The 15,082-nt window shown below is 31.3% G+C and carries 10 protein-coding genes; 2 read left to right on the forward strand and 8 right to left on the reverse strand.

Annotated elements, in window-relative coordinates:
- Positions 1–16 precede the first annotated feature (16 nt).
- The 4 genes from ABHQ57_RS07750 to ABHQ57_RS07765 all read right to left on the reverse strand — a co-directional run bounded on the left by ABHQ57_RS07750 (position 17) and on the right by ABHQ57_RS07765 (position 5,465).
- Complete coding sequence (locus ABHQ57_RS07750) at positions 17–448, reverse strand: DUF2271 domain-containing protein (RefSeq protein ID WP_371875267.1); 432 nt, start codon at positions 446–448, stop codon at positions 17–19.
- A gap of 109 nt (positions 449–557) precedes the next feature.
- On the reverse strand, positions 558–2,051 hold the full coding sequence (locus ABHQ57_RS07755; RefSeq protein WP_159492422.1) for an ankyrin repeat domain-containing protein: 1,494 nt from the start codon (positions 2,049–2,051) through the stop codon (positions 558–560).
- 6 nt (positions 2,052–2,057) lie between these two features.
- A complete protein-coding gene (locus ABHQ57_RS07760) occupies positions 2,058–4,481 on the reverse strand; it encodes a TonB-dependent receptor (RefSeq protein WP_159492420.1) in 2,424 nt (807 codons plus the stop codon).
- 81 nt (positions 4,482–4,562) lie between these two features.
- Entirely contained in the window at positions 4,563–5,465 is a 903-nt protein-coding gene (locus tag ABHQ57_RS07765) for a DUF6607 family protein (protein ID WP_389863105.1), read from the reverse strand.
- A 94-nt stretch (positions 5,466–5,559) separates the two neighbouring features.
- On the opposite strand from ABHQ57_RS07765, the gene ABHQ57_RS07770 reads away from it, so the two are divergent.
- Both ABHQ57_RS07770 and ABHQ57_RS07775 read left to right on the forward strand, forming a co-directional pair.
- A complete protein-coding gene (locus ABHQ57_RS07770; RefSeq protein ID WP_073181189.1) occupies positions 5,560–7,701 on the forward strand; it encodes a TonB-dependent siderophore receptor in 2,142 nt (713 codons plus the stop codon).
- A gap of 11 nt (positions 7,702–7,712) precedes the next feature.
- A complete protein-coding gene (locus tag ABHQ57_RS07775) occupies positions 7,713–8,798 on the forward strand; it encodes an HmuY family protein (RefSeq protein WP_167713536.1) in 1,086 nt (361 codons plus the stop codon).
- A gap of 85 nt (positions 8,799–8,883) precedes the next feature.
- On the opposite strand, the gene uvrA is transcribed toward ABHQ57_RS07775, so the two are convergent.
- The 4 genes from uvrA to ABHQ57_RS07795 all read right to left on the reverse strand — a co-directional run bounded on the left by uvrA (position 8,884) and on the right by ABHQ57_RS07795 (position 14,915).
- Positions 8,884–11,676: an excinuclease ABC subunit UvrA gene (uvrA, locus tag ABHQ57_RS07780; protein ID WP_167713537.1), complete on the reverse strand. Its 2,793-nt coding sequence runs from the start codon at positions 11,674–11,676 to the stop codon at positions 8,884–8,886.
- A gap of 192 nt (positions 11,677–11,868) precedes the next feature.
- The gene (locus ABHQ57_RS07785) at positions 11,869–13,047 is read right to left on the reverse strand and encodes a BBE domain-containing protein (protein WP_389863108.1); all 1,179 of its coding nucleotides are present in this window, start codon (positions 13,045–13,047) and stop codon (positions 11,869–11,871) included.
- Positions 13,029–13,598 carry an FAD-dependent oxidoreductase gene (locus ABHQ57_RS07790; protein ID WP_389863111.1) on the reverse strand — a complete coding sequence of 190 codons (570 nt, stop codon included), beginning with the start codon at positions 13,596–13,598 and terminating at the stop codon, positions 13,029–13,031. The genes ABHQ57_RS07785 and ABHQ57_RS07790 overlap by 19 nt, the downstream gene beginning before the upstream one ends.
- Positions 13,599–13,835: 237 nt before the next feature.
- Positions 13,836–14,915 (reverse strand): linear amide C-N hydrolase, encoded by a 1,080-nt coding sequence (locus ABHQ57_RS07795; protein WP_159492410.1) that lies wholly within the window; start codon positions 14,913–14,915, stop codon positions 13,836–13,838.
- Positions 14,916–15,082: the final 167 nt, after the last annotated feature.

Below are 15,082 nucleotides of genomic sequence, written 5' to 3' on the forward strand. Positions count from 1 at the left end.
ATTTCTATTGATAAAATTACTGAGGCATTAAACGGATGTAACGAATAAATCCATTTCCTTCAAATTTACCTTTAAGGTTGTTGGTAGTTAATTCAAACTCTACATCGTCTTTGTAGTATTCTTGATCTTCTACAGCCGATTCAAATCTGATTTTATATCCTTTATCAATTTTATCGTTGTCAATTTTTAATACGGTAATCGCTCTGTTACCTCCACTAATTGTTGCTCCTGTGATAGCGTCAATATCTGTACGAACCTTACCTTGGAATTTCCACCACTCGGTAATGTCAGAGTACCACTCTTCATCATCACCTTGAACGTATAATGTTTGTTCGTATTTTCCATTAGGGTTTAATAATGAAATAGCAATATATGCACCTTCACCAGTATAATTTTTCATCTGAATCATACATTTATATGTGGCACTATCATTTATGTTAAAAGCCATTATTGTGAATACAGTAATAAAAAGAGCTATGATTTTTTTCATTTTTTATTGATTTATTTTAATACCAAATCGTGTGTAATTGTATTTACACACGACTTGGTACATAAGTTTATTTTAAAAAGTTAATATCTATATTTTTCCTGTTTAAAATTTCATTTTCCTTAGCTAAATCGTGTACCGTTTCATCAAAATCAGTAGTAATTGATTTTTTAGCTCCAATGCTTAATAAATATTTAATTACATCAGTATTATTAGCTTGCATAACAGCTAAATGTAGTGGGGTTAAACCTTCATTGTTTTTTGCATTCACATCAATTTTTAAAGTGTTGATTTTTTTAAGTAAATCGATGTTGTTTTTTTCTACAGCAATATGAAACAATGTATTTTTATTGGCTTGAAGTTGTGTTAAGTTTAATCCGTTATTGGCTAAAAGACTCATTTTTTCATTAAAATCGTTCACTTTTTTAGGATGATAACTTTTAACTAAATAATAAGCTAAAGAGTTTCCTTTATCATCTTTTATTTGAATATCAGCCTCGTTTTTTACTAAATAATCTACCACAGCTTCTGAGTTGTATTCAACAGCATACGTAAGTGCTGAATGTCCTTTTTTATTAGTGTGATTAATATTCTTTGTTTTTTCTGATAATAACTGAACAATTTCTAAAGAGTTTCTACTAGCTGCGATAATTAAAGGAGTGTTACCGTTATCGTCAATTTGATTAGCATTTACACCTTTATCAAGGAAGTAGTTAAAGGTATTTAAATCTTTGTTACCACGAGCTAAATTATGAAGCGGTGTTTTTCCATCATTATTAGTTATGTTTGGTTTGATACCTAAACTTTCTAAATATTTAAAAAACTCCAAAGAATTATAACCGCTACGAGAACCTTGAGTAGCTAATAACATAGCATTACCTCCTTTTTTATTTAGGTTTTTATAAGGCAATCCTTTTTTTATTAAAAGAGTTAAAATTTCTTTATTACCTTTTTTAGCAGCGTAGTTAAAAGCACCATTACCATCTTTGTCAACATTATGTACGCTCAACCCTTTTGAAGTAAGGTAGTCCACAAACGATAAATCTTTTAAGCTTGGTAGTACTAATAATAAAGCATTAGCCCCGTGCTCGTCAACATCTGTTTTTATATCAATTCCGTTTTGAATACAAAGTTCATAAATTTCTTTATTTGTTTGCCCTGCATTCGCCGCAAAAGTTAACGGAGATAATTGATGAGAGTCTTTTAAATCCATACGAGCATTATTGGCTATCAAATGCTTCATAATTTCAACATTGTTTTTATAGGCAGCCCAAAAAACATAAGTTCTTTTATCGTGTGTTATCTTGTTAACATCATTTCCTTTTTTAGTAAGTAAATGTTTGATTACTTTATTTGGAGCACTGGCTAAGATAGCGTAGGTAACAGCATCAAACCCATTTGGGTTTAATGCTGTTGCGCTATTTCCTTCTTTTATTTTTTCTTCAACGAGTTGAATAGTAGGTTTTTCTTGCCAAAAAGATCTTTCAAAAAATATATTTTTTGTTTGCGCTTGAATTGTACTCATAAAAAGTACAAAGGCAAATATTATATGTTGTTTTTTCATAATAAATTAAAATTTATAACGTAATGTTGAACCAAAACTAGCAGGCTCTATTCTGTTAATATAACTTGTACGGTAGGCGTTGTAGCCTATTTCGTCAAAGATATTATTTCCAAATACATCAATACTTAATTTCTCATTAAATTTGTAAGAAGCCTGTACATTAACTGTAGTGTACGATTTTAAATCGAATGGTTTTGTATCAGGAGTAACCCCTGTATGCGTATAGTTTCTAGACCACACATTGTGCGGACGTTCTCCTAAGTAATAAGCCCCGGCACCGATAGATAAACCATTTAAAGATTTTTTAAATGCATAACGTGCCCAAAAATTTGCCGTATGTTTTGGAGTGTTAATAGGTCTTGAGTTATAGTAATATGATGCATGATCCTTGTATTTAGCATCTAAATAAGAATATCCTCCTATAACTTCTAAATTAGGAAGGATACGACCTATTAATTCTACTTCTACACCATTTCTCACATCATCACCTCCTTGTGTATAATAACCTAAACTATTACCAGCATTGTCATAAACAGGTAAGTTTAAATTTTTACTTGAGGTATAAAATGTAGTAACATTAAAACGTAAAGCATTATTAAACCAAGTAGATTTTATCCCTGTTTCTATTTGATCCCAACGTTCTGTACCTAATTCGTTACCGTCAACATCCGTATAAAAAGAAGTTCTAGGATCTGAGCTGCTAGCATATGAACCAAAAATGATAATATTTTCATTAGGCTTTAAATTAAACCCTAATAACGGATTAAAGGCATCATCACTTTTAGATTCATCTAAAGGTCTACCTATAAAGCTACCTCTAGTTCTTTTCATAGAAGTATAACGTAACCCTAAGAAAACATCAGCCCAATTAGTAAGGCTTATTTTATCTTGTACCGTAATTCCATATGACTCTGTTCTAGATCCTGAATCTCTTGCAGGGTTTCGTGTAATGTTAACTCCGTTAGGAAGTGTATTATCTATAGGCTGTAACACATCTATAATATCTGCGTATTTATTGTTAGAAGCATATTGTGTAGCATAGGCTATATTATCAAATTCAGAAGTTCTAAAGTCTGCACCAATTTGAAAAGTATGTTTTAAGAAGCCTGTTTCTATATCTTTTCCTACCAAATCTAATTGTAATACACTATTATTATCTTTTCTTCCAGAAGCATAATACTCTCTATAACGTTGGTTGTCTGGTAAAACAGGTAAACCATTTCTAAGGTCTCCTTGAAAAGCGTAAGAAGTTTCAGTATCTATATCTAAATCAGAAACAAAATATCCTGCTTTTATGCTTATTTTGTCAGTTAGTTTTCTATCTGCTCTAATGGCATAGGTTAGGTTTTTGGTAGTAACATTATCAGAATCATATCCCATAAAGTTATTGTTAGGTAATTTATAAATGTTGTTTACATCATAAGTTCCTAAGTTAAGAGTTCCTTGATCTGGAGTTCTACTATCATGCATGTAATCCATTTCTAATGTAATGGTAGTTTTCTCATCTGGCCTCCAAGCGTATGATGGGTTCACATAAAAACGTTCAGAACCAACATGGTCTCTAAAACTGTCTGCTTTGTCATAAGAACCAGCAATTCTAAAGGCATGTTTTTTATTGGCATCAATAGGTCCATAAACGTCAAAAGTAGGACGTAATTTCCCGAAACTACCTGCTCTAAAAGTAACTTCTCCACCTGTGTAAAATTTAGGAGTTTTAGTCACTACATTAATAACACCACCAGCAGAACCTAAATCACCACCTAAACCTTGGCTAATAGCAGATATTCCTTTCAATACTTGAATGTTGTCAACACCAGCCATATCGGTAATAATTCCAGTTCCTCTAAAATCTGAGTTTATACGAACTCCATTTTTTAATAAAGGAATTCCTCTAAAACCTCTTAAAGACATACTTTCTTTGGTGTTTCCGTAGGTGGCAAAGGTATATACACCAGCTACGTTTTTGGTAACATCGCTTAGAGTTAAAGCGTTTTGTTGATCGATAAGTTTATGTGATAAGACTGAAATACTTTGTAATTGCTCATTAGGAGCTAAAGGTAGTCTAGTAAGTGTTTCTAGTTTTTCAGCTCTTTTATCTCTTGCTCCAAAAAGTTCAACTTCATCAAGTTGAGTGTCTGATTTTAAAATAAAAACTAAATTTTTAATGTCTCCTTTTACCACTATTTTTTGTGATGATTGATTGAATCCTACAGCGCTTACAATAAGCTTATGATTAGAGTTTGGAACATTTGTTATAGTAAAACGACCATTTTCATTGGTTTCAGTTCCTAATTTAGTTCCTTTGATAAATACATTCGCATAAGGAATAGTTTCATTGTTTTCTGATTTTACAACTCCTTGTAGGGTTGCTTGACTATACATTGTTTGAATACAACTACATAAAAGTAGTACGGTTGCAATAATTCTCATTTTTTTTTCCTCTTTGAGAGATTTGTTTTAAAATATTTAATTTTTCGTTTAGGTATAACTATAAAATGCTTTGAAACGTTTTTATTTTTTTACAAAAGATTCTATTGTTTCATTTATTTGTTGTTTTTCAGATACTTTTTCGGAGAATAAATGCTTGTATAAAGGTTTATTGTTTACTTTAGTTTCTAAAGAGAGGTTAGTGTTTCTTCCATAAACTTCATCCCATTTAGATCTAATTTTTTGCCATTTCGCACTGTTTTTTTTCCACCAGTCTTGAGCAGCTTTACATTTATTATCATCTACTTTTACGTAGGTGTTGTACCCTTTTTCATGAGCTATAACAATATCTTTTTTACCTTCTTCTCTTATGATTTTCCTGTTATCTTGATCATGTAACCAACCATAGTTTGTGATTTCATGACGGTTACCTCTTTCAGTTACATTATAATCGCTTCTTTTGGTATATTCTCTTCTTGGTAAAGGAGCATCTGTAGTATTTTCCCAGTAACTTTTTCCGTCTACATGTACCCAAGTACCAGAGCCTTCGTATCGTGGACTATCGTCTACTTGATATACTTTTTGTGTCCACTGTTTTTTTACTTCTGATTTTGGTTTGTTTTTATAAAGCCAATTGTTATTTCCATTGAACATATAAAAATCAGTGTTTTCGTACAACCAATCTTGTCTCCAATGTTTTACAATATGAGGATTTGCAGGATTTCCTACCTGTAGTAAGTGTTGAATTGAAATTTTATCATTTTCGTCAACAATTAAACCTGCCCACTCTAAAGCTTTATCTGTTTTTGTTTTGGAAGGTTTGTATAGAGAGTCTTTACTAAAGTTAAATGTTTCAGCAAAGTTGAAAGTAACTTCATAACAACCACACATTTTTTTTATAGCTGCTCTATCTTTTTTCTTCTTGTTTTGAGCGTTAATTGTAAGTGCAGATAGTATTAATAAACCACCTAAAAATATTTTTTTCATCGTGAGTTTTGTTTGAATTTATTTTTTGACAAAAATATAACTTTTATTTAGATTGGTTAAAAATAAAGAATATATTTGCAGAAAATTATTAAGAATGTTTCTAAATAACAAAGTGGTTTTTTTATTGATGCTTTTAGCATGTCAAGTCTTTTCTCAAGAAAAAGAAGAGGTAAGACGTGATAGTACTCATTATAATAAATTGGAAGAGGTTGTTGTAACAGGGCAGTATAATCCTAAATCGATAAAAAAATCGGTATATAATGTAACTATCATAGATAAAAAACAAATAGAAAGTCAAGCAGCTAATAATTTAGCGGATGTATTAAACTTTAAACTAAACTTAACAGTTATACCAAATTCTCAGTCAGGTAAATCAACTATTTCAATGTTTGGTTTAGATTCTCAATACTTTAATATTTTGATAGATAACGTTCCGTTAGTTAGTGATAACGGAATTGGAAATAACATTGATTTAACTCAAATAAATTTAGATGATGTTGAGCGTATAGAATTGGTTGAAGGAGCCATGGGAGTAGAGTACGGAGCTAATTCGGTATCGGGAGTAATTAATATTATAACAAAAAAATCATCTCAAAATAAATGGAACATTCAAGCGGCAATACAAGAAGAAACTGTAAGTAATGAGTATGCTTTATTTAATGAGGGTAAACATATACAGAGTGTTAATGTGGCTCATAATTTTTCTGAAAACTGGTTTGGTAGAGTGAGTTTTAATAGAACAGATTTTACAGGTTTTTTAGATGATAGAAAAGGGAGGGATTATTATAAGAATGATTTACTAAGAGGTTATAGTTGGTTGCCGAAAGAGCAGATAAATGCCACTGGTTTTTTGAATTATAAAAAAGATCAACTTAATTTGAGTTATAAATTCAATTACTACAATGATAATGTAAATTTTTATAATCCAAAAGTTGATGACAATATTGATGTAGACTCACAAACTAGTAATCCGTTTGCGTTAGATCGTGTTTTCAAAACAGAGAGATTTGTAAATAATATTAATTTAAATGGGGTTTTAGCATCGGGGAGCCCTTATTCCTTCTCAGCTTCTTATCAAACACAAAAACGACGTTTAAATAAGTTTACTTATTTTATTTTATCTGGAAATAAAACAAATGAGGAAGATAAAGTATATCAATCAAGCAATGTTTTCTTTTCAAAAGGTACTATTTCAAACTTTATAAAAAGTAATCGTCATAATTTTCAGTTAGGTTATGAAGCTCGTTATATAGAAGGATTCGATACGCAGGCCTCTGGTGAGGTTACTCAACAAGATAAAACACGTACTCAGGGTAACTATGCTTTATTTGGTTCTTCTGAAGTAAAATTTTCAGATGCCTTAATGGTTCGTCCTGGCTTAAGGTATGAATACAATTCTTTATTTCATTCTAAATTACAAAGCTCCTTAAGTGCTCGTTATTTATTTAAAAATGGATTTGAACTTAGAGGTAATATAGGTACTTCGTATAGAACTCCAAGTTTTCAAGAGCTATATTATTATTTTGTTGACTCTAATCATGACGTAAGAGGAAATGAAAATTTAAATCCAGAAAGTGGATATTCTGCTTCAATTAATTTAAAGAAAAGAAGTTGGTTTGACGATTCTAATATAGCATTGTTAAATAGTTTAAAAATAGACTATTTAAATCTGGAAGATAAAATAGATTTAGCAATTGTTAATTCGTCACCTCTACAATATCAATACATAAACGTTGATGCTTATAAACTATGGGGAGTCTCTTCAAGAAATACAATAAAAGCAAATAACTGGTCTTTTAATTTAGGAGCTAATTTACAAGGAATAGCTCAGGTAGCTAACAATGAAATAAATGCACAAAATGACTTTTTGTATTCCTTTCAATTAACTACGAGTGCTAGCTATAAAATAAAAAAATGGGATACAATAATAACTTTATTATTAAAGCATAACGGAGAACAACAAAATTATATAGCTTCAGGTACAGATGAAAATAAAAACTCAACTTTCACAAAAACAACTACGCAAGCTTATAATTGGTTGGATGCTTCTGTGCAAAAATCATTTTTAAACAAAAAACTACAAGCTACAATAGGAGCCAGAAATTTATTTGATGTTACCAGTGTTAATGTAAGTAACGCAGCTACAACAGGCGCACATTCAACAAACAATAATTCTCTATTGTTAGGCTATGGTCGTTCATACTATTTAAAACTATTATATAATATTAAATTTTAAAATTAATAACAATGAAAAACAAATTTTTCACACTCATATTATTAACAACTATGTACTCTTTCATTAGTTGTGGAAGTGATAATGATTTACCATCTGAACCAATAAAAGTGGTAATAGAAGGAGCAGAAGTAAGTCCAGGAGTAGGTGGGCCTAATCAACCAAATCAAGTATATATTGACTTAAGTACGAATACAACAACAGAGATAAAGAGAGACTCTTGGGATTTAGGATTTTATTCTGGAAGTGAGTTTAGAGTTGTTATTAATGGTTCAATATCTATGGCGGCTGCTAAATTATCTACAACAGATATAGATGCTGTTAGCTCTTCAACCCAAGAAGTAAAAGATTTACAGCCTTTAGTAAGAACGAATACATATACTGATGAAAGTGCTCCTTTTGTTGATCATCCTAGTGGAGATATAACAAAAACGGCAATTGCTGAAATTGAAGTAACAGAGGCTAATAATAAAGTATATTTAGTAAACCTTGGTTATGAAGTAGCAACAGATAAACCAGCTATAGGTAGCTACTCTGCAAATGGAGATGAAAGAGGTTGGAAAAAAATTAGAGTTTTAAAAGAAGGAGATGCTTATGTTTTACAGTATGCAGATTTAGATGCTACTACGCATAAAGAAATTGTAATAACAAAAACAGAAGGGTATCACTTTACATTCTTTAGCTTTAATACAGGAGCTAAAGTAAATGTTGAGCCAATGAAAGAAAACTGGGACTTAAACTTTACAATTTTTACAAACTTATTACCTGGTTATGGTCCGTATGTATTTCCAGATTTTGTAGTAAATAATATAAAATCAAATGTTAAAGGATATATGATAGATACAGAAGAAGAAAGTTATACATATAATGATTTTACCTTAACAGATGTAAAAGTAGAAAATTTTGGTAATACTCAAACAGCTATCGGTAGTAGTTGGAGAGCAGGAGGAGGTCCTAGTTCTTTACCTTCTCGTAAAGACAATGTTTTTTATGTAATAGAAGATACTGATGGAAATTTATATAAGTTAAAGCTTTTAGCACTAACAAATGATGCAGGAGAAAGAGGTTATCCTGAGTTTGTATATAGCTTATTAAAGTAAAGATTTATTTATTAAATTTTGTTAATTTTTGTTGTGAAAGGCTATCTAACCGAAAGGTTGGGTGGCTTTTCTAGTTAAAAAAGGTTTAGTTAATGAGTTTTTCAGCTAAATACTTAGAGGTGTATGATTTTTTATTTTTAGCTAATTCTTCAGGGGTGCCTGCAAAGATTAAGTTTCCTCCTTTTTTTCCACCTTCTAAACCAAGATCAATAATATAATCAGCGCATTTAATCAATTCAATATTGTGTTCAATAACAATAATTGAGTGTCCTCGCTCAATTAGCGCATTAAAAGAAGCTAATAATTTTTTAATATCATGAAAATGCAATCCAGTAGTAGGTTCATCAAAAATAAATAAAGCTTTGTCTTTGGTATTTCCTTTTACTAAAAAAGAAGCTAGCTTTATACGCTGTGCTTCACCACCAGAAAGGGTAGAAGATGACTGGCCTAATTGTACATAACCTAATCCAACATCTTGTAAAGGTTTTAATTTTTTAGCTATTTTGGTTTGTTTGTGTTCTGTAAAAAAAGCAACGGCATCATCAATAGTCATGTTTAAAATATCATCAATCGATTTTCCTTCAAAAGTTACTTCTAGTACTTCTTTTTTAAAGCGCTTACCACCACAAGTTTCACATTCTAAATGTACATCAGCCATAAACTGCATTTCAATAGTAACTTCTCCTTCACCTTTACAAACTTCACATCGACCACCATCTACATTAAAAGAAAAATGTTTAGGTTGGTAGTTTCTTATTTTAGATAGTTTTTGAGATGAAAGTAACTTACGAATATCATCGTACGCTTTTATATACGTCACAGGGTTTGAACGTGAAGAACGGCCAATAGGATTTTGATCGATAAACTCTACATGTTTTAACAAATCAAAACTCCCAGTAACATCCGTGTGTTGTCCTAATTTTTCACCATATCCAACTAGTTTCTTCTGCATAGCAGGATATAGAATTTTTTTAACTAAGGTACTTTTACCACTACCAGAAACTCCTGTAATAACGGTTAAATTGTTAAGTGGAAAAGAAACATCAATGTTCTTTAAGTTATTTTCACGAGCCCCAATAATATCAACAGAATTTTTTGATGTTCTTCTATTTGTAGGGATTTCAATTTTTAACTCTTCTGATAAATATTTAGCTGTAAGCGATTCGGATTGTAGAATATCTTTAAAAGTTCCTTCGGCAACAACATTTCCACCATAAGTTCCTGCTTCTGGGCCAATATCAATAATATAATCGGCCTCTTTCATAATGTCTTCATCATGCTCAACTACAATTACGGTGTTACCTAAATCACGTAGATTTTTTAACACGCCAATGAGTCTTTCTGTATCTTTTGGGTGTAATCCAATACTTGGTTCATCTAAAATATACATAGAGCCTACTAATGAACTCCCTAGCGAAGTAGCTAAATTAATTCGTTGACTTTCTCCACCAGATAACGTATTAGATGTTCTGTTTAATGTTAGATAGCTTAAACCAACATTTGTTAAAAACTGGAGACGGTTGTTAATTTCGGTAAGTAAACGTTTACCAATTTTTTCTTCGTATTTGTTTAATTCAATATTATTGAAGAACACCGCTAATTCATCTAGAGGTAGGGTTACTAATTCATCAATAGTTTTACCGTATACCTGAACGTAGTTGGCTTCTTTGCGTAAACGTTTTCCATTACATTCGGTACATTTTGTCTTTCCGCGGTAACGAGAAAGCATTACACGGTTTTGAATTTTGTAACTTTTCTCTTCTAATTTTTTGAATAAATGATTAATCCCTTTAAATTTTTTTGTTCCATTCCAAACCAAGTCTTTTTGTTCATCAGTAAGTTCAAACCATGGTTTATGAATAGAAATCCCGAATGCTGAAGCATTTAGAATTAAATCATTTTTATATTTTTTGTAACTATCTGTTTTAAAAGGGAAAATAGCATCTTCGTAGATAGATAATCCTGTGTTAGGAATTACTAAATCTTCATCAATACCAATTACATCTCCGTAACCTTCACAGGTTGGACAAGCTCCGTATGGGTTATTAAAACTAAATAAATGAGTGTTAGGCTCTAAGAATGAAATTCCGTCTAATTCAAATTTATTACTGAATTCAACAGTACTATTATCTGATAGGTTTTCGATATAGCAAATACCTTTTCCCTCAAAAAAAGCCGTTTGTACAGCATCCCCCAAACGGTTGTAAAAATCTTCTTCGTCTTTTACAACAATTCTATCAACAACTAATTGTAATTCATTTCCCTTAAAATCTTTTACAGGAAACGCATCAATTCTGTATACGGTATCTTGATATTTTAAACGAGCATATCCTTGCTGTGTTAGTACTTGTAAAACAGTTTTTATATCTCTGTCTTTATTAATATGTATAGGAGCAAGTAATAATAACTTTGAACGTTCCTCAAAATTTTTTACATGATTGATAACATCAGAAACTGTATGTTTTTTTACTTCATTACCTGAAATAGGAGAGAAGGTTTTACCAATACGAGCAAATAATAATTTAATATAATCGTATATCTCTGTAGATGTACCAACTGTTGAACGTGGATTAGTAGCGTTAACTTTTTGCTCAATAGCAATGGCAGGAGCAATTCCTTTAATGTAATCAACTTTTGGTTTGTGTAGTTTTCCTAAAAACTGACGAGCATACGAACTTAAACTTTCTACATAACGGCGTTGTCCTTCAGCATACAAAGTATCAAAAGCTAGAGAAGATTTACCTGAACCAGAAAGTCCAGTAATAACTACTAATTTATTACGAGGAATAACTACATCAATGTTTTTCAAATTGTGCAGTTTAGCCCCTTTAATTATAATATTTTCTTTTGGATTAACAGTTGAAATATCAGTCTTCATATACTCGAAAAAATAAGCTATAAAAGTACGGTTTTCTATTAACTCTACATTATAACCTCAATGTAAATATCAAGGACTTTTCTTTTACAAAACTTAGATTAAATATATAATGTTTAGAAAATAAGGTATCTATTTGTTGTTTTTTCGAAAATAGAAAAAAAATCCCCTTCATTAAGAAGGGGAGAAGTAGATTTATATTATTGTTTTTCTTGTTCTGAAGTGATTATAAGGATCTTTCGAGTATTGTTCTTTAATCCTAATAAGTTCATTGTAGTTTTGGGCAAAATATGTTTTAGTAGGGATAGAACTATCCTTAAAGCTTATAAATGCGCCAGAGGTATTTGGGATATCAAAATCTCTACATACTTCAATCCAATCTAGCGCTCTATTGGTGTAATCATATAAAGTATTGTCTTGGAAGTTTTTTATTTTTTCTTCAATATACTTTTTAATTGCTGGATCCATATTTGCATCTAAAGCTTCCCACCAACATTGGTATTGTATGGTATATTGTTTGTCATTGTAAGGAAAAGCACTATTGGTCTCAGGGTGTTTTTTGTAAAATTCACCTGTAATAGCTCCTAAGGTAATATAAGATGTAATAGTATTTTTTCTGTTATGCTCATTTAATAGAGGAGAGCACAAGCTTTCAATTAGTTTTTGATGCCCTTCTTCTCCTAAACCTTTTTTATCAACAAGTCTTGAAGTTATTTTATGTGGTGCAGGTAGATCTAAATCTGGTTGTAGCGGTGTCCCCATTAATAACTCAGGAGGGAGCATGGATAATTTAATTTCATTAAAAGACTCCCTGTCCCATGAACTCATTAGGTGTTCACCGTAGTTGCTTTTATGTTCAAAATCTGCACCTGTGGCAGGTTCAATAGTTAACATATTATCTGTAACAGCAAGTACACTTTTAAAGTTATCTTTTATAAACTCCCTTAAGCTTATTTCATCTCCTTCCCAATACCCATTAAATTGGCAATTAAGATAGATAGTTTTATAAGGAATAGGTGTGTTTTCATCCCACGACCTTGCACTCACTTTTAAGTTGGTTCCAATAAGTTGAGGTGAGTTGTTAGGTTGAATAATTTCCTCCCATTTTTTTAGCACTTCAATAGTAGGAATATTTTCTTCAACTTTATCTGGATTTAAATCGGAATACGGATTCCAAACGACGTTGAAGCGATGTAATATTTTAGGTAGTTCAAAAGTTTTAATTCTAAGTTCGGTTACAATTCCGTAACTCATGCCTCCACCACCTCTTAATGCCCAAAGTAAATCAGGAATCTCACCATTTTTTTCATTGAGTTCTGCAAACTCTCCGTTTCCTAACAAAATGGTAGCGCCGACTAAACGTTCACAGCACATGCCATATTTACGAGTCCATGGTCCCCAGCCACACCCATGGTGAAGCCAGCAATACCCACAGTAGCACAAGTACCGTGGGGAATCATAACGTCTTGGTCAGCGAGTCTTGAAGTTAGGTCTTTAAAACGAATACCTGGACGAATATGTGCGATTTTTTCTCCGTCAATATTTTTGATATAAACTTTTTCATTATCATGTTCGGGATAGTTCATTTTAGAAACATCTATTAACACAATATTAGTTCCAGTACATTCGCCTTCGTGATCATGACCTCCAGCTCTGACTTTGAAAGGGAGCTTGTTGTTATTTGCAGCTTTGAATGTATTTTGTACGTCTTCAGGGCTTTCGCAATAAACAATTACAAAGGGATTGAATTGCAATCTTCTATTGAAAATATGGCTATTTTTATAATGTTCGTAAACATTATCTAGACTCCCCCAATTTGTAGATATTGTTACATTTGAAGGTAACGACTTTTGGATTTCTTTTAAAAAGTTGTCAATGTTTTCTCTAAGTAGCGTATTAATTTCTTCTTGAATGTCAGTTTTCATAGATATTGTAGTTTAAGGATTAAAACTCAAAAATAATTAGCACCTATGTGTATTTAAGAAAGAGTTCTTTAAATGATTAAATATTTGATTTAAGTAATTGAAAAAGGGTATAAGCAGAAAGTGAGTTTGTTTGAATAAGGAAGAGCTTCTACCAAAAATAAATTCAATTAAATGTTTTTACTGTTACAAAAACAGTTGTAAAAATTACAACTGTTTAATATAAAGTTTTAAAAGAGTTTATTTATCCGCTAGTACAGCTGTCATAGCAAATGGATCAACAGTTTTTGTGAAATTTTCGTTTTGATATCCGTATAGTTCATGGTTTATAAATTCATGTTCATCGTTTTCAGAAACCACAATAAGTTTAGAAACAGCACTAGGGAAATCATTCATCTTATTCAAATCCATATAAATTTCTCCCATGGTTCTAGCATTACAAAAATAGTAGGTAAGGTTGTTGTGAGAAGCAACGCTTGTCCATAAAGTTTGTGCGATGTTTGGATATTTTTCTAAAGTTGATTTGAAATTAACAGGTACAGAAGCATTCATAACAACTGATTTTGATTGAGTTAAAGAATCAGAATTACTAGTAGTGTCATATAAATGATTTAGATAATACGAAGCTCTGGAAAATCTATCAGAAGGAAAGGGACCGCCTGGTAAAGTATTACTAGGAAAGTTATTTTTATCATTCCACTGCCAACGCCAAAATTGATTTAGTTCAATTTGTTTGGCATAAGAAGGTTCGTTAGTCATTACTCTAAATTCAGGATCTTCGTAAATGATGTAATTTCCATTATGAACTTCAATAATGGCAGATTTACCATGAAGGTCAGAAACAGCAAGATGTAAGGAAGCTTTTTTATTAGAACCAGGAACTTTTCCTCCAATTAACTGAATTTGAGTTTCAGCTTCTTTACTAAATTTAGCAACCACTTCAGAAACTGAGCAACAAGTATCCAATACAAATTGTACCCATCTTAAAACATCTAAATTTTTACAAGAGCTACCATCTTCTCTATTGTAAGAAGCACCACTGTCGTATAATAGATTAGCGACGAGTCCTTGAGAGTTGATACCATCAGATGCGCCAAAAGGAGCTTTGGTACCCACCATAGTTACAATACTGCTATATTGTGCTTCCCATATTAACGAATGTTCATTTTCAATTTCTGTTCCGCATTTAAGCATTGGGTTTTGAGGAGTAACTCTAAAAGCAAAAATAGTGGTAGGCATTTGGGTAGCCCAATCCATATTTCTTGCTGTAGTTAGATAATTGTTTTCTGCACTAAAATTGTTAAATATTCTTGTACACATAGTTTTAAATTTTTCGGGGGTTAATATTGATTTTATAATTACAAAACTATAGGGAGAAAAGCTATGTATTTAAATGAAGGGCTTGACCATACTAATATTTGGTTATAAACGTAAGGTATTTGAGTATGTATAATTTGTTTTTTAAATGGGGACTCTATAGATTTTAA

The sequence above is a fragment of the Tenacibaculum sp. ZH5_bin.1 genome (assembly GCF_042865525.1).
Classification (GTDB): Bacteria; Bacteroidota; Bacteroidia; order Flavobacteriales; family Flavobacteriaceae; genus Polaribacter; species Polaribacter mesophilus.